This is a genomic window from Pseudomonas sp. FP1762, from assembly GCF_030687105.1.
GTDB classification, from domain to species: domain Bacteria; phylum Pseudomonadota; class Gammaproteobacteria; order Pseudomonadales; family Pseudomonadaceae; genus Aquipseudomonas; species Aquipseudomonas siliginis.
Genome location: NZ_CP117458.1, coordinates 4,191,990 through 4,211,145, shown reverse-complemented (window position 1 = coordinate 4,211,145; position 19,156 = coordinate 4,191,990). Strand labels below are relative to the sequence as shown.

Below are 19,156 nucleotides of genomic sequence, written 5' to 3'. Positions count from 1 at the left end.
CGCTTAGACGGCTTTATTTGAGAGAGCAAAATGACCGTAAACGCAGCTATTCCTTCATCGCCCGAAAACGTCCAGTCACCGAGCGCTTCGGTAGAAGACCCGATCGACCTCACGATCGTTATTCCGTGCCTGAACGAAGCGGAAAACATCGTGGGTATCCTCGATAGCGTGAAGGCCGCGGTCGCCAATCAGGCGTTCACTACCGAAGTCATCGTTGTCGACGATAAAAGCGATGACGAGACCTACAACCTGGCCATCGCATGGGGCGATGCAAACAGAAACGAGTTGCCGGTTCGAGTGATCAGCCGTTCTCTGCATCGCCGCGGTTATGGCGCAGTAGTCCGTTTCGGCGCAGCGCACGGCATCGGTCGCTATTGCATCTTTGTCTCGGCTGATGCCGTTGACCCAATTCATTTGATCCCGGCGCTTTACAACGAGATGGAGAAAGGGGCAATTCTTGCCCAATGCTCCCGATATATTCAGGCGGGCGATGACGGAACCATTCCGTTCAAATACAAATTCTTCCAGTTCTTCTTCCGTATTGGTGTACGTATCGCACTCGGCCAATACATTCCCGATTCGACTTACGCATTCAAGATGTTCCGTCGCCGGGAGACGCTGGGTGTAGGTCTGAGCCAGAACCGCTTCAGCATCAGTCCTGAGATTACTTTCAAGTCGATCTTGATGGGCGGAGAAGTCAAGTACATCGCTGGTGCTCAAGGTGTGCGTGAGCGTGGTGTATCGAAGTTTATCTTCCGCAAGGAAGGTCTTGGTTTCGGGTATTGCTTGATCCGGGCTTTTTTGCATAAAACCAAATTGGTTTACTGGTTCTGATACCTATAAATTAAGAAAATGGAAGTCTCGTGTATAATTTTTTTGCTGCTGTAAAAGATCGAGTCAAGATTAATCGTAAAACTGCTGAAGCTTACTTGGTGGCCTTGCTGTTGTTGGTGGCAGCATTTCCAGACGTGATATTCAAGGATGCCAGTCTGCGATTGACCGATCAGATTACGGGAGCGTATACGGCAGTTCCCCTTAAACCCTTCTACACCATCCCCAATACAACGGGATGGTGGGCTGGGTACAACGATAATGGTGGCGCGACCTATCAATCTGAGCCCATGATGCAATTCATGGTTAACAGTATCCGCGATGGCCAAACCCCTTATTGGAACCCGTATTCAGCAGCCGGAGCACTGGGGCCAGAGGCGCTTGTAGATCAGAAATTTTCTGCAATGACGCTGGTAAATGCTCTGCTGGGAGGCGGGTCGCTTACCTATAATATTGTTATCTTGTTGGCACTTTATTTCGGGGTGTTTTTCACTTACCGAATTGTCAGGGAGTTATTGGGGCTTTCCGCAGTTGCAGCATTCGCCGCGAGCGTCTTTTATCTGTTAAACGGATACATAACGGCGAATCTCGGTTCGAACGTAACGCAAAGTTATCTGTATGTACCGATCTGCCTGTATGCGGCGATGGCGTTTGTTTCGCGGCTCTCGGTACTACGCTGGTGCATGGCGGTTCTCGCGTTTTCGCTGTTTTTCTCCTGTACTTTCATGCCGACTACCATTACCTCCCTGATTGCAATGGGCTGCATCATTCTCGGCTTCCTGGTCAACTGCTTGCAAAGTGGAAAGTACTCCGCGAAAACCGCGTTAGCTGCTTCGTTTTTCCTGGGTATGAGCCTGCTCGGGGCATTTCTGCTACTTGCACCACTCTACTTTCCATTTCTGGAAAACCTGAAAAGCCTTGGCACTCTTGAGGACTATTCCAAGCGTTATTTCTGGGGATTGCGTTACCCCAACGCCATCATGTCGTTCTTTTCGTCGTCGCATCTGTTCGAATCGTATAACGCAGCTGAACCGCTGGCCGCGTCCTTCAATGGACACGGTTCGTTCATCGGTAATACTGTTTTCCACAGTGGTGTTGTTGCAATCGGGCTCGGAGGGTGTGCGCTTGCCAAGCGCATGCCGCAATTCAAGTGTCTGGTCGCGATCTGCATTGCCGTGGCAGGTTTCGTCGCCGTACGGCTTTTTGATCCGGTCTGGATTCAGGAATTGTTTGTCCATCTACCCATCATTGGGCATATCGGGAGCCAATACTGGTGGCCGGTCATCATGTTCCCGCTGATCATCCTGGTAGCATTCGGGGCACATAACCTGCAGGCGAAGAATGTTCGCATTCTGCCTTGTCTGGCGCTGATGGCGTTTGGCATCTGGGCGTTTATCAAGATCTACGGCGTTTTCGGCCTCCAGGAGCCACGCCTCGAATACAAAACTCAATCACTGGAGTTATTGGCAGCGGCGGTGACATTTATCGTGGCTGTAGCGTTGTTCGCGAGATTCATATCGAGTCCGACTATTCTGCGCGCGGTGCTGGGTAGCGTAGTGGTCGTCATGTTCGTTGAACTTATGCTCATGGGTAAGATGGTACGTTTCGAAAGAAATGACCTGTTTTCAAACATGCCGCCCGCTCTGCAGTTTGTAAAAGACAACATTGGCAATTACCGGACAATGAACTTCGGCCAAGGTGGCCTCTATCCGGAGTTGGGTTCGGCATTCAAAATCCAGGAAGTCAGCACACTCAATCAGGGCGGCTTGCCGGAATTTCGAGATTTCTTCTACGCGTCGATCAATCTCGAGAACTCGCAGCGACTGGGTTATCACGAAACCACCCCGCTGGGCTCGTTTCCATCTCTGATTCTGATTCAGGACAAGCCGCAAACCAATACGATCAATTGGGATGCGATGAATTTTCTCGGGGTCAAGTATGCGCTTTTGCCTTTGACTTACACGGCATACGAAACGGAACTGAAAGCGCGCGGTTTCGAGGAGGTTTATCACAGCTTGGCCACTCGAGTGATGGAGAACAAGCGTGTGTTGCCGCGTGCATTTGCCATTAGCGCAGACGATATGGCGGGGAATGATAGTGTTGATCTGCCTTCCGACTACGCACAGCACCTTGCTCCGGTTTCCATAGATTCCTATCGAAATGGCGAGGTGATTCTTTCCGGGGAAACGGACCAGGAGTCGCTGGTGGTTCTTTCGGACACCTGGCACTCCAACTGGACTGCGGTTCTGAATGGAAATAAAGTGCCGATTCTCAAGGTGGACAAGGCATTCCGTGGAGTAGTCGTGCCTGCCGGCAGCTTCGTTATTCGAATGGAATATCAACCCAAGTCACTGCCCTGGGCGATCGGCTCTTCAATCATGATGATTGCGTTGATGTTGTTCCTGACGTTACGCCGCAAGCGCGTCAACTCTAAAATCAACGCGCTGTTGCTTAAAACTGTCTGATTCTGGATTTATCTCACCTCGTGTCGCCGAGAACGCCGTACACGGGAAAGACAACAAGGTTAAGAATGATGTTTCGTTCGCTGTTCAAGAAGAGTCATGTTTTGCTTCTGATCAAACTATCGCTTGCGGTGGTTCTGGTCTGGGTTTTGCTGAACAGCGGGCAACTCGACTTTCGTTCGATCCTGGTGGTTTTTGATAATCTGGATTTGTTCATTCCGGCGCTGGTCTGTCTTTTTCTGGGTATCGTCATCAGTGGCTTTCGCTGGTGGTTATTGCTGCGCGCGACGGGCAACAATATTCCTCTGGGCACGGTTCTGAATCTCCAGCTGATTGGTAGCTTCTTCTCTACCTGGTTGCCTGGCGCGGCGGGTGGGGATGCGATCAGGGGCGTACAGGTTTTTCGCTTGTTGAAGAATGGTAGATCCACCGCGTTGCTGTCGATTGTCGCTGATCGTGTTTTTGCGATGATCGGATTGATTTCCATCGCCGTGCTGGTTTCGTTTCTTCTGCCGAAGGCCATATCACCAGACGCCGACATCTTTCAGTATGCAGGGCTGATCCACATGTTGGCTTACGTATTGATTGGCGGGATGGTTTTCGGGTTGGTGGGGATCTATCTGGCTCTCCGTTATTCCGTCATTGACTATCTGCCCATCAAGATTCGTCATTACCTGCATCCATTCGGGGTTACGACTCTCATGTACCTTCGTGCATGGCCGACTTTGCTCCTGTGCCTGGCGGTGTCGGTGCTTGCAACAGGTATTGTGATTATCGGCATGATCACCATTGCTTCGATATTTCCCTATGCGGCCAATCCCCAGATAACTGCCATCGCCGGGGTGTTTGGCAACCTGTTTTCCGTGATTCCGATTACGCCCGGCGGAGTAGGCGTGGGTGAGTCGGTTTTTTCCAGAGTCTGTGCAGAGCTCGCCGCTCGGGCCGCGCCGTTCGCTACCATCTACTTCAGCTTTCGAGTCGGCATGTTGATCGTCAATATTCCAGGCATGATCGTATCGTTGTTCTACAGCACCGCGAGGCACCGCAAGAAAGCGGACACACTGAATTGATCATTGTGTACGCTGATTACGAAATGCGGTAAAAAATACGGGTGCCGTTATGAGTCTATCCAATAACGATAAGTCGATAACTGAAGAGTTCAAGCCTCGGGTGTCGATCGTTATACCTGTCTACAACGGTGCGGATTTTTTGGCCGAGGCAATCCAGAGCGCCCTTGACCAGACGTATGCTGATGTTGAAGTGATCGTTGTCAATGATGGTAGCAACGATGGCGGTGCGACCGAGCGCATTGCCCGGTCTTTTGGCAGTGCGATACGTTATCTTGAGAAAAACAATGGTGGTGTAGCGTCTGCGCTGAATCTGGCAATCCAGCATATGACAGGCGAGTACTTTTCCTGGCTAAGCCACGATGACCTATATGTCGAGGATAAAATTGCCAGACAGATTGCTTTCCTGTCCGGTCGTGAGCCTGAGCACACAATTGTCTATTCGGATTATTTTATTTTTACGGGGCTCGAAAAGAACAGGGCCGCCCGGATATGCATGCCGAGTGTGCAACCCGAGTTTTTTCGGTACTGGATCACTGCGCAAAGTGCATTACATGGCTGCAGCCTGCTGATTCCGCGGACTGCATTTGATGTGGCCGGCTCATTTCACGAAGGATTGCGAACCACTCAAGACTACGAGTTGTGGTTCCGGATGGCCGGCAAATATCGTTTCCTTCATCTACCTGAAGCACTGATCAGTGCCCGCAGTCATGAGAATCAGGATACCAACAGAATCGCCGACGTTGCGTTCCGTGAGGCGGGAGATCTTTATCTCGGGTTCGTGAAGTCGATGAATCCTTCAGAAATTCCAGGGAAGTCGCCTTCAGAGATTGGAGCCAGCTACCTGCTTCTGGCCTCGGGCCTATGGCAGCGAGGATTTAACGATGCGGCGGCTTACAGCGTCAAAAAGGCGCGTCAGTACGGCGTTTCTTTCGCGCATGTGCTTGCCTCACAATTGATCGCGGTTTTTGCCAGGAGCTTGCGGCGATACGCCCGTGCCATGCTTACGCCTCAGAGCCGGCAGGTCATTCGCAAAGCCGTCACGTGTTTAGTGCCCTCCCACAGAGGCCGTTAGTTCTCTTGAATATTCCTAAAAGACTGTTTCTCCATGCACCGAATGTTCATGTCGGCGGGGGCCTGAACTTATTGCAGGCGTTCTATGGCGCGGCGGAGTCGAGTATTGATTTCGAGCAACTGGATGTCCGGGCAAAAGCCGACCTGAAAGCGGGTCGCGCTGAACGGCATTGGGTGCGACCGACGTTATTGTCCCGGTTGGCTGCTGAGTGGCGTCTGCGCAACCGCGTGAAAGTGGGCGATGCAGTCTTGTGCTTTCACGGGTTGGTGCCACTGTTTCCTTTGAAAGGGAATGTGACGGTTTTCCTGCAGAACAGGATCCTGCTCTCGTCAGACACCCTCAAATCCTACTCAATCAAAACCAGAGTTCGCCTCTGGGGCGAGCGCTTGATGCTGAAAGCGTTTGCCAGGCGTATCGAAAAATTCGTTGTACAGACGCCATCCATGGCGGAGCAGGTTCGCGGGTTTCTGGGGGAGCAAACCCCGGTGATCGTCTGCCCGTTTGTGCTTGCGGAAGTTGATCAGGCTGATGTGTCTGCTGAAAAAATCTACGATTTTGTCTATGTGGCCAGTGCCGAACCCCATAAAAATCACCAGAAACTGATTGCCGCGTGGTGCCTGCTTGCAGAACAGGGCCTGCGCCCGAGCCTCGCGTTGACCGTACCGTGCGATACTGCCTTGTCATTCCAGATCGAGGAATTGAAGCGGACGTGGAACTTGAATATTTTCAATCTTGGGCAGTTGAGTTCTGACGCTGTTGGCGCGTTGTACGACCAATCGAGCGCATTGATTTATCCCTCAACCACCGAGTCCTTGGGATTACCACTGATCGAAGCCAATGCACGCCAATTGCCGATCATCGCCGCCGAGCTCGATTATGTCCGGGATATCATTGAGCCAGCGCAAACGTTCGATCCAGCCTCGCGCACGTCGATTGCCCGCGCGGTCAGGCGCCATCTGGGATCTGACGAGCCTGCACAGTTGATACATGGGCCCGAGGTGTTTCTGAGAGAAGTCATGCAATGAAGGTTCTGGTATGGACGCAGTATTTCTGGCCAGAAAACTTCCATATAAATGAAGTGGTGGCGGAGCTGACAAACCAGGGAGCGGAAGTCACTGTGCTGACAGGGAAGCCAAACTATCCCGAAGGCAGGATTTTTCCCGGATATCGTTCTCTGGGTTGTCAAACCGAGGACTACAAGGGCGCGAAGGTCATACGTTTGCCTCTTTGTCCGCGCGGGAAAAATTCGGCCAAGGGACTGATACTGAATTACCTGTCCTTTATTCTTTCAGGCTACTTGCTGGCTCCTTGGGCATTGCGCGGATTAAAGTTCGACGTTGTCTTCGTTTATGCGCCGTCTCCTTTGCTGCAGGCGTTGCCGGCCATTTACGTGTCATGGCTCAAACGTGCACGTCTGGTCTTGTGGGTTCAGGACATCTGGCCCGAATCCTTGAAGGCGACCGGGTTCATTAACAATCGCAAGGTCCTCAAGGGTATCGAGTACGTTGTACGTTACATATATCGATACTCCGCCTCGATCCTCATCCAGTCAGAAGGCTTTCGTGATTCTGTTCAACGCCTCTGCCGTGATTGGTCGAAGATCAGGTTCTTCCCTAACTCTGCGCTGGAACCGGTTACCTCAAAGACGCCGGACAACTTCAATGTCAGTCGTCTATGCGGTCATTTTTCTGTGGTCTTTGCCGGCAATATTGGTGTGGCACAGTCTTGCCAGACGATTGTCGAGGCGGCGAAGATTTTGCGGGAATACTCCGATATCCGCTTCTTTCTGGTCGGAAGCGGCAGTATGGAAGTCACCGTCGCGGAAAAGATTCGTGATGAAAGTCTGGATAACGTCGAGCTGACGGGGCGCGTTTCTTCTGAAGAAATCACCAGCGTTTATGCTGCGTCCTCTGTTTTGCTGCTAACGCTGCGAGACGATCCTATTTTCGCTCAAACCATCCCCAGCAAGTTCCAAAGCTACTTGGCCGCTGGCAAACCCATTATTGCTAGTTGCAATGGTCAGACTGCGTTGATGCTGGCAGAGGCAGATGCCGGTTTGAGTTGTACCGCGCAGGATCCACAAGCGCTGGCTGATGCAGTTCTGGCGCTGTATGGCACCGATCAGCAATGTCTTGCCGAGATGGGACAGCGCGGGCGCGAGTTTTTCTTCGAACACTTTTACCTTCCAGGTCGAGTCTCGCAACTGATCGAGTACTTCAATGATCTTTCGCGGCACGAGTCCCGCTGAGCTTCGAGGAGCTGCCTTGCTTGTTCGGGCGACGGAATATCGGCGGCCTCGACCTCTTGTCATAATATATCTGTGACGTCGATCCTTACCTACGTACAATGCGTTGACCGATTGATGCAAGGAGTGGGGCACATTGGAACAGGGGTTTATGGATAGACTGCGCATGTTTTTGCTGGAACTGCCGCGGCGACAAAAGCGGTTGATCCAGGTGCTGACGGACGTCGTTCTTGTCTGGATGGCGCTGTGGATGGCATTTATCGTGCGTCTGGGCATTGATGAAATGATCAATCCCTTCAAAGTCCATGTCTGGCTGTTCATCTGCGCGCCGATCGTCGCGATCCCCCTGTTTATACGCTTCGGCATGTATCGCGCGGTAATGCGCTACTTCGGCAATGACGCGCTGGTGGCCATCATCAAGGCGGTCAGTCTGTCATCGCTGATTCTCGCGTTGGTGGTGTATTGGTACAGCAACCACGAAGCCGTGGTTCCGCGCTCGATCATTTTCAATTACTGGTGGCTGAGCCTGGTCATCATCGGTGGCTTGCGCCTGTGCATGCGACAGTACTTCATGGGTGACTGGTTCACGGCTGCCCAGCATGTGCCTTTCACCAATCGCGATGACGGGCTGACCAAAGTCGCGATCTATGGTGCGGGCGTGGCCGGCAACCAGTTGGTGGCGGCGTTGCGGATGGGGCGCGTCATGCGTCCTGTCGCCTTCATCGATGATGACTCGAGCATTGCCGATCGCTCCATTTCTGGATTGCAGGTCTACAAACCCAAGCATATCCAGCAGATGATCGATGTGACAGGCGCGCAGGAAATTCTCCTCGCATTGCCATCTTCCACTCGCGCGCGGCGCAGGGAAATTCTCAATCTGCTGGAAGGCTTTCCGCTCCACGTGCGCAGTGTGCCCAATTTCACCGATCTGGCCAGCGGCCGAGTCAAGGTGGAAGATATCCAGGAAGTCGATATTGCCGATTTACTCGGCCGCGATGCGGTGCCCGCGCAACATGATCTGCTGGAACACTGTATCAAGGGCAAGATCGTCATGGTGACAGGGGCGGGAGGCTCAATTGGCTCGGAGCTTTGCCGACAGATATTTTCACTTGGCCCGACCTCGTTGATTTTGTTCGAGCACAGTGAATTCAATCTTTACAACATTCTTTCCGAACTTGAGCAGCGCGCGATTCGAGAGTCGATAAGTGTTCGCTTGTTGCCGATCCTCGGTTCCATTCGGCACGCGGACAAGTTGCAGGATGTCATGAAGACATGGCGTGTCGATACTGTTTATCACGCTGCTGCTTATAAACACGTGCCAATGGTTGAACACAATATTGCCGAAGGTGTGTTGAACAATGTCATTGGCACGTTGAATACAGCGCAGTCGGCCCTCAAGAGTGGCGTTGCCAATTTTGTGTTGATCTCCACTGACAAGGCGGTACGTCCGACCAATGTCATGGGAAGTACCAAGCGATTGGCCGAACTGACTCTGCAGGCGCTGAGCCGTGAAATCGCTCCGGTGCTGTTCGGCGACAAGGCTAATGTCTCCCGGGTCAACAAGACCCGTTTCACCATGGTCCGTTTTGGCAACGTTCTGGGATCTTCCGGATCGGTCATTCCGCTTTTTCACAAGCAGATCCGCTCTGGAGGGCCATTGACGGTCACTCATCCGAAGATTACCCGATACTTCATGACGATCCCGGAGGCCGCGCAGTTGGTGATTCAGGCAGGCTCAATGGGGCAGGGCGGGGATGTGTTCGTCCTGGACATGGGCGAGCCGGTGAAAATTGTCGAACTCGCAGAGAAAATGATCCATCTTTCAGGCCTGAGCGTGCGTTCCGAGCGCAATCCTCAGGGCGATATCGCAATCGATTTCACAGGATTGCGTCCAGGGGAGAAGCTCTACGAAGAGCTGCTGATCGGCGATAATGTTTCGGCCACGGATCATCCGATGATCATGAGCGCCAATGAGGATTTCCTTTCCTGGGACGTATTGAAGGGCCGTTTGAGCGAATTGCTCGACGCGGTCGAGCTTGATGATTATTCGCGTGTCCGCCAACTCCTGCGCGAAACCGTCTCCGGCTACACCCCCGATGGCGAAATCGTCGACTGGATCTACCAGCAACGCCGCCTCGAACCCTGATTATTTCACATCCTGTAACGCTCGCATTTTTGACTTCGCTCTATCATGACCTACGTTTGGAGAGCAGCTTCGGAAAAGCTGCTTTCTAAAACGATGATGGAGCGTCACTTATGCGTACCGGTTATTTCTACTCGCTGATCTTTGCTTTCCTCACCAGCGCCTCGATCGCTGCCATTGCTGCGCCTGTAGCGCCGACCGAGTCAACAAAAGCGCCGTTGCTGATGGATGCAGCTGCGCCCTCGGCAAGCGCCAAGGTCGATCTCAACGGCGCGGATGCGGCAACGTTGCAGAAGGAGTTGGCGGGTGTGGGGGAGGCCAAGGCGCAGGCCATTGTTGCGTATCGTGATACAAATGGGCCGTTCGCGTCGGTGGATGAGTTGCTGGAAGTGAAGGGGATTGGCAAGGCGATTCTGGATCGCAACCGTGACAAGCTGGAAGTGAACTAAGCTGACAGTTCAACGCCGAGAGGCCGGTCATTGACCGGCCTTTTTATTGGGTGTCGATCTGGTGAATGCCTGAACGCTTAAAATTACGGCTATCATATTGCGCTTTGATTATGCCTATAATAATTTCGCTCGGGACTCATTCAGCAGTCGAGTCGCAGCACACCGGTGCACGTCGAATTTTGAATTGATAAGGGGTAACCACGGTATGAACCAACGTCGAGTCGTCGTCACGGGCATGGGCCTGGTTTCACCCTTGGGCAGTGATGTTGAAATCGTCTGGCAGCGTTTGCTGGCCGGTCGTTCCGGGTTGCGCAACTTGCCAGATGCAGTCGTGGCTGATCTGCCGACCCGGGTCGGCGGCAGTGTGCCGACGGTGGAGGAGGATGCCGAGGCCGGGTTTGATCCGGATCGTGCGACGCCGCCCAAGGAACAGAAGAAGATGGATCGCTTCATCATGTTTGCCATGGAAGCGGCGCGGCAGGCGCTGGAGCAGGCCGGCTGGCATCCGGCGGACGCTGAAAGCCAGGAGCGCACTGCAACAATCATCGGCTCGGGTGTCGGTGGTTTCGGTGCGATTGCCGATGCGGTGCGTACCACTGACAGCCGTGGTCCTCGGCGTTTGTCGCCGTTCACCATTCCATCGTTTTTGGTCAATCTCGCGGCGGGTCATGTCTCGATCCAGCATGGCCTCAAAGGGCCGTTGGGCGCTCCGGTTACCGCATGTGCCGCCGGGGTTCAGGCGATCGGCGATGCAGCGCGGTTGATCAGGGCGGGGGAGGCGGACATCGCTGTATGTGGCGGTGCGGAGGCGTCGATCGATCGCGTCAGTCTCGCCGGTTTCGCGGCGGCGCGGGCGTTGTCCAGCGGCTACAACGACACCCCGGAAAAAGCTTCGCGTCCCTTCGACAGTGCGCGCGATGGTTTCGTGATGGGCGAGGGCGCCGGTCTATTGGTCATCGAGTCGCTGGAGCATGCGCTCGCACGGGGTGCGAAGCCGTTGGCCGAACTGGTTGGCTACGGCACCACGGCCGATGCCTACCATCTGACCGCCGGGCCGGAAGACGGCAGTGGCGCTCGCCGGGCGATGCAATTGGCACTGGCTCAGGGCGGTGTAACGCCGGAGCAGGTGCAGCATCTCAACGCACATGCGACGTCGACGCCGGTCGGTGACCTGGGCGAGTTGGCGGCGATCAAGGCGTTGTTTGGCACGCAGAACAAGATCGCCGTGACTTCGACCAAATCCGCTACCGGTCATTTGCTCGGCGCGGCGGGTGGGCTGGAGGCGATTTTCACGCTGCTGGCGATTCGTGATCAGGTGGTGCCACCAACGCTCAACTTCGAAAACCCGGATCCGGCGAGCGAAGGGGTGGACATCGTGCATGGCGAGGCGCGCTCCATGTCGATCGAATATGCCTTGTCCAACGGCTTCGGTTTTGGCGGGGTCAATGCGAGCGTGTTGTTCAAACGCTGGGAAGGTTAATCGCTCGATTGCTTGAGATGCTCGCGGGTGACGTCGAGGATGCGCTGAGCGAAGTCGGCATCCGCGACGCTGCGTGACAGCAGCAGGGCACCGGCCAGGGTGGCCATGATGACAATGCTGCGATCGGCGCTGTTCTCGCCTTCGAGCGTGCCTTGAATTTGTTCGAGGCGAGCATTGAGAACTTCGTCGCTGGTGGGGCTTGGCTGGCCACGCAGGCCCAGCTCCGAGGAAATGGTCAGCAGCGGGCAGCCTTCGTCGGGCGAGGTCTGATGCCACTCTGACAGGTAGGTGTCGATGAACACTTGCAGAGGGTTTTCCTGCGCGAAGATTTCTTCGCACAGGCCCGCGACTTGCTCGCCGGCCTCTTGCAGGGCTTTTTCGACCAGCTCTTCCTTGGATTTGAAGTGCGAGTAGAAACCGCCATGGGTCAAGCCCAGGGCTTTCATCAAAGGCTGCAGGCCGGTGCCGCCGATACCGTCCTTGCGAAATCGGGCGGAAGCCTCCTTGATGATGCGTTGATGGGTCTGGGCTTTGTGATCTGGCGAGTAACGCATGTGGAGCTCTCCGCGACGATGCTGCCATCTTAACCACGGAAGATTAAATGGTGACTGTACTTCTAAAATCTAAACAGCCTGCGGGTACGTCCGATTGTGCTGAAAAAACCAACCCCGCCATTGCGGCGGGGTTGGTATCAGCGGTCTTGTGCATCCTTGGCATCCGCTTCGGCATTGCGCTGTGCGACGCGCTTGCGTTCTTCATCGGTCAGTTCGACCTTGTTGGCGGTGTCGCGCAACATCATCAATCCGCCGACAATCGAGCCGATCGCAACGACCAGAATCAACCAGGCATACCAGGGCATAACGGCTCTCCTTAATGGCAGCTCGACGGGCGAGGACTTCGCCGTGCAATGCTGCATACCACCTTTGAGCGAAACGACTTCGCGGTGGTTCCATTCTAGGCCGCTTATGCCCGGCACACCCGAATCGTGTTACAGACCGGTCAACATCGCATCCGCCGGCGCATCGGCGCGCAGTTGTCCAGTCAGCATGAAGTAGCAGAACCCCACCGCCATGAAGCCGAGGAAAATCAGCCCGATCAGCGTGTTGAACCACGCCATCGCCACCAGGCACACCACCGCCAGCACCAGCGCGATCAGCGGAACCAGCGGATAGCACGGCGCGCGGAAAGTACGCTCCAGATTCGGTTCCGATTTACGCAGTTTGAACAGGCTGAGCATGCTCATGATGTACATCACGATGGCGCCGAACACGGCCATGGTGATCATCGCGGCGGTGAGTGTCATGCCGCCGAGGTTGATCAGTCCGTCGCTGTAGATCGCCGCGATGCCGATAAGGCCGCCAGCGATGATTGCGCGGTGCGGGGTCTGGAAGCGCGACAGTTTTGCCAATGAGGCGGGCAGGTAACCGGCGCGGGCGAGGGCGAAGAATTGCCGCGAATAACCAAGGATGATGCCGTGGAAACTGGCGACCAGGCCGAACAGGCCGATCCAGACCAGCATGTGCAGCCAGCCGGAGTTGTCGCCGACCACGGTTTTCATCGCCTGCGGCAGTGGGTCGTTGATGTTGGACAAGGTGCGCCAGTCGCCGACGCCGCCAGCGAAGAACATCACGCCCATTGCCAGCAGCACCAGCGTCAGGATGCCGCTTATGTAGGCTTTTGGGATCGTGCGTTTCGGGTCCTTGGCTTCCTCGGCGGCCATGGCGGCGCCTTCGATGGCGAGGAAGAACCAGATTGCAAATGGAATTGCCGCGAACATCCCGGCAATTGCCGGCGCGCCGAAGACGTCGGAACCGGCCCAACCATTCAGCGCGAAGTTGCTGAAGCTGAACGCCGGCGCGACCACGCCCATGAACACCAGCAACTCAGCCACCGCCAGCACGCAGACGATCAGCTCGAACGTCGCGGCCAGTTTCACCCCGAGAATGTTCAGGCCCATGAACACGATGTACGCCCCGACCGCCGCGTGTTTCGGGTCGAGTGCCGGAAATTGCACATTGAGATACGCGCCAATCGCCAAGGCAATCGCTGGCGGGGCGAAGACGAATTCGATCAGTGTGGCCAGTCCGGCGATCAATCCGCCTTTTTCGCCAAACGCGCGGCGGCTGTAGGCAAACGGCCCGCCGGCATGGGGAATCGCGGTGGTCAGTTCGGTGAAACTGAAGATGAAGCAGGTGTACATGGTCGCGACCATGAATGAGGTCACCAGAAAACCCAGCGTACCGGCCACGCCCCAGCCGTAACTCCAGCCGAAATATTCCCCGGAAATCACCAGCCCCACGGCAATACCCCACAGGTGCAACGTGCCCAGCGTGGGTTTGAGTTGTGTGTTCATGCGCTTGCTCCCGCAATGGTTGGAAAGCTCAAGGGAGGGCGTGTGCAGTGGGCGTGCCACTATCGTGAAACAAGTCGTAATGAGTTCAAAGCTGTCGCAGGGGGGATGTCCGGGTGGGGATAGCTGCTTTTTGTGCGCCAGTTGGGTGCGATGTTGTCGGTGATGCCGTCTTCGCGAGCAGGCTCGCTCCCACATTTTGAAATGCGTTGCCCCGGTGGGAGCGAGCCTGCTCGCGAAGGCGCAGCCCAAACACCACGAAACTCAGCCGTAAAGCCCGCATAAACCCACTCTTTACGCTTTCTTTATGACCCACGCCGGGCCTCGCTCTCGTTCCTTTACAGCCTCCTTCCCGACAATCGCTGCACACACGGCAATACGCCGTTACACGGAGATCTTCCATGAGCGTTCTGGACGGGGTGTCACTGCTGTTGGCAGTGGGGCTGTTCATTTATCTGTTGGTTGCGCTGTTGCGCGCGGACCGGAACTAGGAGCGGCTATGCACAGTTATGACTATTGGCTGATCCTCGGGTTTTTTGCGCTGGTCCTGCTGCCGGCGCCGTTCCTTGGGCGCTTCTATTACAAGGTGATGGAGGGCCAGCGCACCTGGCTGACGCCGATTCTCGGCCCGGTCGAGCGCGGTTGCTATCGTCTTGCCGGGGTCGATGCGCAGGCGGAGCAGAGCTGGCAGAAGTACACGCTGGCGCTGCTGGCGTTCAACCTTGCCGGTTTCCTGCTGCTGTTTGCGATTCTGCTGTTCCAGGATCACCTGCCGCTGAACCCGCAAAATCTGCCAGGCCAGGAATGGACCCAGGCGTTCAACACTGCGGTCAGTTTCATGACCAATACCAACTGGCAGTCCTACAGCGGCGAAGCGACCCTCAGCTACCTGAGCCAGATGGTCGGTCTCACCGTGCAGAACTTCGTCAGCGCCGCTACCGGCCTCGCCGTGCTGGTCGCGCTGTGCCGTGGCATCGGCCGTAAATCAGCGCAGACCCTCGGCAACTTCTGGGTCGACATGACCCGCGCCACCCTCTATGGCCTGCTGCCGCTGTGCCTGCTGCTGGCGCTGTATCTGGTCTGGCAGGGCGTACCGCAAACTTTCGCTCAGTATGTAAATGCCGTGACGCTGCAGGGTGTTGATCAGGTAATTCCGCTCGGCCCGGCGGCCAGCCAGATTGCGATCAAGCAGCTGGGCACCAACGGTGGCGGTTTCTTCGGGGTCAACTCGGCGCATCCGTTCGAGAACCCGACCGCGTGGAGCAACCTGTTCGAAGTCGCCTCGATCATTCTGATCCCGGTGGCGCTGGTGTTCACCTTCGGCCACTACGTCAAGGACCTGCGTCAGAGCCGCGCGATCATCGCCTGCATGCTGGCGTTGTTCCTGATCGGCGGTGCGACGTCGTTGTGGGCCGAGTATCAGCCGAATCCGACCCTGAACAATGCCGCCGTCGAGCAGACCGCGCCGCTGGAAGGCAAGGAAGCGCGCTTCGGTACTACCGCGACGGTGCTGTGGTCGGTGACTACCACGGCGGCGTCGAACGGCTCGGTGAACGGCATGCACGATAGCCTCAACCCGCTGAGCGGCATGGTCGCGCTGGTCAACATGATGGTCGGCGAAGTGATCTTCGGCGGTGTCGGTGCCGGGCTCTACGGCATGTTGCTCAACGTGCTGATCGCGGTGTTCCTCGCCGGTCTGATGATCGGTCGTACGCCGGAATACCTCGGCAAGAAACTCCAGGCCCGCGAAGTGCAATTGCTGGTGGTGACGCTGCTGGTGATGCCCGTCGGCGTGCTGGTGCTCGGCGCCATTGCCGCCACGGTTCCCAGCGCTGCGGCAACCATCAGCAACCCCGGCGCGCACGGTTTCAGTCAGTTGCTCTATGCCTACACCTCGGCGAGCGCCAACAACGGTTCGGCATTCGGTGGCCTGAGCGCGAACACGCCGTTCCACAACCTGATGCTCGGTCTGGGCATGTTGATCGGTCGCTTCGGCTACATCCTGCCGGTGCTGGCACTGGCCGGTAGCCTGGCGATGAAGAAAAGCGCACCGGTCGGCCAGAACAGCTTTCCGACTCACGGCCCGCTGTTCGTGACCCTGTTGACCGTGACCATTCTACTGGTGGGCGGCCTGACGTTCTTGCCGACGCTGGCGCTCGGTCCTATCGCCGAACATTTAAGTATGGGCTTCTAAGGAATCCATCATGAATATGCCTGCAATCAAACCCGCCGCCGTCAAAGCGCCGGAACAAGCCAAAACCGCGATCTCGGCCCTGTGGCGTCCGGCGCTGGTGCAAGCCTTCGTCAAGCTCGACCCTCGGCAATTGGCGCGTTCGCCAGTGATGCTGGTGGTCGAACTGACGGCGATTTTCACCACCGTGCTGTGCTTCCTTCCGGACGCTGATGTGCCAACCTTCGTCGCCGCGCAAATCGCCCTGTGGCTGTGGTTCACCGTGCTGTTCGCCAACTTCGCCGAAGCCTTGGCCGAAGGTCGTGGCAAGGCCCGCGCCGACAGCCTCAAGGCCGGCAGCGAAGGCCTCAGCGCCCGCTGCCGCCAAGCCGATGGCAGCTTCAAGATCGTGCCGGCTGCCAATCTGCGCAAGGGCGACGTGGTGCGAGTCGAAGCCGGGGAGATGATCCCCGGTGACGGCGAAGTCATCGAAGGTATTGCGGCGGTCAACGAAGCGGCGATCACTGGCGAATCGGCGCCGGTGATCCGCGAGTCCGGCGGCGACCGTTCCGCCGTCACCGGCAACACGCGGCTGGTGTCTGACTGGCTGCTGGTGAAGATCACCACCAACCCTGGTGAATCGACCCTCGACCGCATGATCGCCCTGGTCGAAGGCGCCAAGCGTCAGAAGACCCCGAACGAAGTCGCGCTGGATATCCTGCTGATCGGCCTGACCCTGATCTTTCTGCTGGTGGTCGTCACCCTGCAACCGTTCGCGCACTTTGCCAATGGCAGCCTGCCGCTGGTGTTCCTCGTGGCGTTATTGGTCACGCTGATCCCGACCACCATCGGCGGTCTGCTGTCGGCCATCGGTATCGCCGGGATGGATCGGCTGGTACGCCTCAACGTCATCGCCAAATCCGGCCGCGCGGTGGAAGCGGCGGGTGACGTGCATGTACTGTTGCTCGACAAGACCGGCACCATCACCTTCGGCAACCGTCGTTGCAGCGCGGTGTATGCCGCGCCGGGTGTGACCGGCCGTGAGCTGGCCGAAGGCGCGTTGTTTGCCTCGCTGGCCGATGAAACCGCTGAGGGCAAATCGATCGTCGAGTTCCTCCGTGGCCTGCATCCGCAACCGGAGCCGGCCCCGGAAACCCTGACCGCCGTGCCGTTCAGCGCGGAAACCCGCTTGTCTGGCGTCGATTATCAGGGCCGCGTGTATCGCAAAGGGGCGGTGGATTCGCTGCTGGCGTTTCTCGGTCAACAACGTAGCGATCTGGCCCCGGCGCTGGCGCGGGAAATCGACAAGATTGCGCAGAGCGGTGGCACGCCGTTGCTGGTCTGTGCAGACGGTAAGTTGCTTGGCGCGATCCATCTCAAGGACGTGGTCAAACCAGGCATCCGCGAGCGTTTTGCCGAGTTGCGCAAACTGGGAATTCGTACGGTGATGGTCACCGGCGACAACCCGCTGACCGCTGCTGCGATCGCCGCTGAAGCCGGCGTCGATGATGTGCTTGCCGAAGCCACGCCGGAGAAGAAACTCGCGCGCATCCGTCACGAGCAGAACGACGGTCGCCTGGTTGCCATGTGCGGCGACGGCGCCAACGACGCCCCGGCGCTGGCCCAGGCCGACGTCGGCATGGCGATGAACGATGGCACACAAGCAGCACGTGAAGCGGCGAACATGGTCGACCTGGACAGCGACCCGACCAAGCTGCTCGACGTGGTGCAGATCGGCAAGGAATTGCTGGTGACCCGTGGCGCGCTGACGACCTTTTCCATCGCCAACGACATCGCCAAATACTTCGCGATTCTGCCGGCGCTGTTCGCCTCGATTTACCCGCAGTTGGGCGTGCTGAACATCATGCATCTGAGCAGTCCGCAGAGCGCGATTCTCTCGGCCATTGTGTTCAACGCGCTGATCATCGTTGTGCTGATTCCACTGGCATTGCGCGGCGTCCGTGTGCAAGCAGCGAGTGCGGCGGCGTTGCTGCGGCGCAATCTGCTGATCTATGGCGTCGGCGGGATTGTCGTGCCGTTCGTGGGGATCAAGGTGATCGACATGCTGCTTACGGCGTTGCATCTGGTGTGAGGCTGAAAAGAGCCCCTCACCCTAGCCCTCTCCCGGGGGGAGAGGGGGCTGACCGAGGTGTTTGTGCGAGGTTCGCCGACCTGAAATTCCGAGCCGAACTCAGGTCTTGAACAGCATGAAGATCGGCTCCCTTTCTCCCTCGCCCCCTTGGGGGAGAGGGCTGGGGTGAGGGGGAAAAGATCTCCCTGACACCCGGCAAAAGTTTGTCCAACGAATTCGAGGATCTTGAAATGTCCACAATGATACGCCCGGCCCTGACCCTGTTGGCGCTGATGACCCTGATCACCGGCGTCGCCTATCCACTCGCGGTCACCGGCATTGCCCAGGTCGCTTTCCCGGATCAGGCCAATGGCAGCCTGATCCACGACGCCGACGGCAAAGTCCGCGGCTCGGCGCTGATTGCGCAGGATTTCAGCGGCGACAACTGGTTCCACCCGCGCCCGTCCGCCGGGGCTTTTGCCACGGTCGCCAGCGGCGCCAGCAACCTCGCGCCGAGCAATCCGGCCCTGGCGACCCGCGTAATCGAAGACGCGCAAAAACAACAAGTCGCTGGGCAGGGGCCGGTGCCATTGGCCTTGCTGACCACCTCCGCCAGCGGCCTCGATCCGCACTTGCCACCGGCGGCAATTGCCTATCAACTGGCGCGTGTCGCAGCAGCGCGCAATCTGCCGGTGTCGACCGTGCAGCAATTGCTCGATAAGCACATCGAACAGCCGCTGGTTGGGCCGCCGGTGGTGAATGTGCTGGAGCTGAATCTGGCACTGCAAAACCTGTAATTCAGTTGATACCGAT

The 19,156-nt window shown here is 56.8% G+C and carries 16 protein-coding genes; 13 read left to right on the top strand and 3 right to left on the bottom strand.

Annotated elements, in window-relative coordinates:
• The first annotated feature begins 30 nt into the window (after positions 1 to 30).
• From PSH90_RS18670 to fabF, 9 genes are all read left to right on the top strand, one after another.
• Positions 31 to 834 carry a glycosyltransferase family 2 protein gene (locus PSH90_RS18670; RefSeq protein ID WP_305381263.1) on the top strand — a complete coding sequence of 268 codons (804 nt, stop codon included), beginning with the start codon at positions 31 to 33 and terminating at the stop codon, positions 832 to 834.
• A gap of 29 nt (positions 835 to 863) precedes the next feature.
• Positions 864 to 3,296 carry a hypothetical protein gene (locus PSH90_RS18665; RefSeq protein WP_305381261.1) on the top strand — a complete coding sequence of 811 codons (2,433 nt, stop codon included), beginning with the start codon at positions 864 to 866 and terminating at the stop codon, positions 3,294 to 3,296.
• A 68-nt stretch (positions 3,297 to 3,364) separates the two neighbouring features.
• Positions 3,365 to 4,363 carry a lysylphosphatidylglycerol synthase transmembrane domain-containing protein gene (locus PSH90_RS18660; RefSeq protein WP_305381259.1) on the top strand — a complete coding sequence of 333 codons (999 nt, stop codon included), beginning with the start codon at positions 3,365 to 3,367 and terminating at the stop codon, positions 4,361 to 4,363.
• Between the two features lie 49 nt (positions 4,364 to 4,412).
• Positions 4,413 to 5,435 (top strand): glycosyltransferase, encoded by a 1,023-nt coding sequence (locus PSH90_RS18655; protein ID WP_305381257.1) that lies wholly within the window; start codon positions 4,413 to 4,415, stop codon positions 5,433 to 5,435.
• 5 nt (positions 5,436 to 5,440) lie between these two features.
• Positions 5,441 to 6,460 (top strand): glycosyltransferase, encoded by a 1,020-nt coding sequence (locus PSH90_RS18650; RefSeq protein WP_305381254.1) that lies wholly within the window; start codon positions 5,441 to 5,443, stop codon positions 6,458 to 6,460.
• Positions 6,457 to 7,683, top strand: a complete 1,227-nt coding sequence (locus PSH90_RS18645; RefSeq protein ID WP_305381252.1) for a glycosyltransferase family 4 protein — start codon at positions 6,457 to 6,459, stop codon at positions 7,681 to 7,683. The genes PSH90_RS18650 and PSH90_RS18645 overlap by 4 nt, the downstream gene beginning before the upstream one ends.
• Positions 7,684 to 7,831: 148 nt before the next feature.
• Positions 7,832 to 9,826: a nucleoside-diphosphate sugar epimerase/dehydratase gene (locus PSH90_RS18640; RefSeq protein ID WP_305381251.1), complete on the top strand. Its 1,995-nt coding sequence runs from the start codon at positions 7,832 to 7,834 to the stop codon at positions 9,824 to 9,826.
• A 110-nt stretch (positions 9,827 to 9,936) separates the two neighbouring features.
• Positions 9,937 to 10,272, top strand: a complete 336-nt coding sequence (locus PSH90_RS18635) for a helix-hairpin-helix domain-containing protein (RefSeq protein ID WP_305381250.1) — start codon at positions 9,937 to 9,939, stop codon at positions 10,270 to 10,272.
• Positions 10,273 to 10,477: 205 nt separating this feature from the next.
• Positions 10,478 to 11,752, top strand: a complete 1,275-nt coding sequence (fabF, locus tag PSH90_RS18630; RefSeq protein ID WP_305381248.1) for a beta-ketoacyl-ACP synthase II — start codon at positions 10,478 to 10,480, stop codon at positions 11,750 to 11,752.
• On the opposite strand, the gene PSH90_RS18625 is transcribed toward fabF, so the two are convergent.
• The 3 genes from PSH90_RS18625 to eat all read right to left on the bottom strand — a co-directional run bounded on the left by PSH90_RS18625 (position 11,749) and on the right by eat (position 14,105).
• Positions 11,749 to 12,306 carry a TetR/AcrR family transcriptional regulator gene (locus PSH90_RS18625; protein ID WP_041478311.1) on the bottom strand — a complete coding sequence of 186 codons (558 nt, stop codon included), beginning with the start codon at positions 12,304 to 12,306 and terminating at the stop codon, positions 11,749 to 11,751. The genes fabF and PSH90_RS18625 overlap by 4 nt on opposite strands.
• 137 nt (positions 12,307 to 12,443) lie before the next feature.
• Positions 12,444 to 12,611 carry a DUF2897 family protein gene (locus PSH90_RS18620; RefSeq protein ID WP_016770901.1) on the bottom strand — a complete coding sequence of 56 codons (168 nt, stop codon included), beginning with the start codon at positions 12,609 to 12,611 and terminating at the stop codon, positions 12,444 to 12,446.
• A 129-nt stretch (positions 12,612 to 12,740) separates the two neighbouring features.
• Positions 12,741 to 14,105 carry an ethanolamine permease gene (gene eat / locus PSH90_RS18615; RefSeq protein WP_016770900.1) on the bottom strand — a complete coding sequence of 455 codons (1,365 nt, stop codon included), beginning with the start codon at positions 14,103 to 14,105 and terminating at the stop codon, positions 12,741 to 12,743.
• 398 nt (positions 14,106 to 14,503) lie between these two features.
• Between eat and kdpF the strand changes: the two genes are divergently transcribed.
• The 4 genes from kdpF (at position 14,504) to kdpC (ending at position 19,140) form a co-directional block, all read left to right on the top strand.
• On the top strand, positions 14,504 to 14,593 hold the full coding sequence (kdpF, locus tag PSH90_RS18610; RefSeq protein ID WP_007899818.1) for a K(+)-transporting ATPase subunit F: 90 nt from the start codon (positions 14,504 to 14,506) through the stop codon (positions 14,591 to 14,593).
• 8 nt (positions 14,594 to 14,601) lie between these two features.
• A complete protein-coding gene (gene kdpA, locus PSH90_RS18605) occupies positions 14,602 to 16,296 on the top strand; it encodes a potassium-transporting ATPase subunit KdpA (protein ID WP_305381247.1) in 1,695 nt (564 codons plus the stop codon).
• Positions 16,297 to 16,306: 10 nt separating this feature from the next.
• Positions 16,307 to 18,364, top strand: a complete 2,058-nt coding sequence (kdpB, locus tag PSH90_RS18600) for a potassium-transporting ATPase subunit KdpB (protein ID WP_122611496.1) — start codon at positions 16,307 to 16,309, stop codon at positions 18,362 to 18,364.
• Between the two features lie 230 nt (positions 18,365 to 18,594).
• The gene (kdpC, locus tag PSH90_RS18595; protein ID WP_252876702.1) at positions 18,595 to 19,140 is read left to right on the top strand and encodes a potassium-transporting ATPase subunit KdpC; all 546 of its coding nucleotides are present in this window, start codon (positions 18,595 to 18,597) and stop codon (positions 19,138 to 19,140) included.
• Positions 19,141 to 19,156 lie beyond the last annotated feature (16 nt).

Coding starts and splice junctions, on each gene's coding strand:
- PSH90_RS18670 (WP_305381263.1), top strand. CDS start 31: ATGACCGTAAACGCAGCTATTCCTTCATCGCCCGAAAACGTCCAGTCA.
- PSH90_RS18660 (WP_305381259.1), top strand. CDS start 3,365: ATGTTTCGTTCGCTGTTCAAGAAGAGTCATGTTTTGCTTCTGATCAAA.
- PSH90_RS18655 (WP_305381257.1), top strand. CDS start 4,413: ATGAGTCTATCCAATAACGATAAGTCGATAACTGAAGAGTTCAAGCCT.
- PSH90_RS18645 (WP_305381252.1), top strand. CDS start 6,457: ATGAAGGTTCTGGTATGGACGCAGTATTTCTGGCCAGAAAACTTCCAT.
- PSH90_RS18640 (WP_305381251.1), top strand. CDS start 7,832: ATGGATAGACTGCGCATGTTTTTGCTGGAACTGCCGCGGCGACAAAAG.
- PSH90_RS18635 (WP_305381250.1), top strand. CDS start 9,937: ATGCGTACCGGTTATTTCTACTCGCTGATCTTTGCTTTCCTCACCAGC.
- fabF (WP_305381248.1), top strand. CDS start 10,478: ATGAACCAACGTCGAGTCGTCGTCACGGGCATGGGCCTGGTTTCACCC.
- PSH90_RS18625 (WP_041478311.1), bottom strand. CDS start 12,306: ATGCGTTACTCGCCAGATCACAAAGCCCAGACCCATCAACGCATCATC.
- PSH90_RS18620 (WP_016770901.1), bottom strand. CDS start 12,611: ATGCCCTGGTATGCCTGGTTGATTCTGGTCGTTGCGATCGGCTCGATT.
- eat (WP_016770900.1), bottom strand. CDS start 14,105: ATGAACACACAACTCAAACCCACGCTGGGCACGTTGCACCTGTGGGGT.
- kdpF (WP_007899818.1), top strand. CDS start 14,504: ATGAGCGTTCTGGACGGGGTGTCACTGCTGTTGGCAGTGGGGCTGTTC.
- kdpA (WP_305381247.1), top strand. CDS start 14,602: ATGCACAGTTATGACTATTGGCTGATCCTCGGGTTTTTTGCGCTGGTC.
- kdpB (WP_122611496.1), top strand. CDS start 16,307: ATGAATATGCCTGCAATCAAACCCGCCGCCGTCAAAGCGCCGGAACAA.
- kdpC (WP_252876702.1), top strand. CDS start 18,595: ATGTCCACAATGATACGCCCGGCCCTGACCCTGTTGGCGCTGATGACC.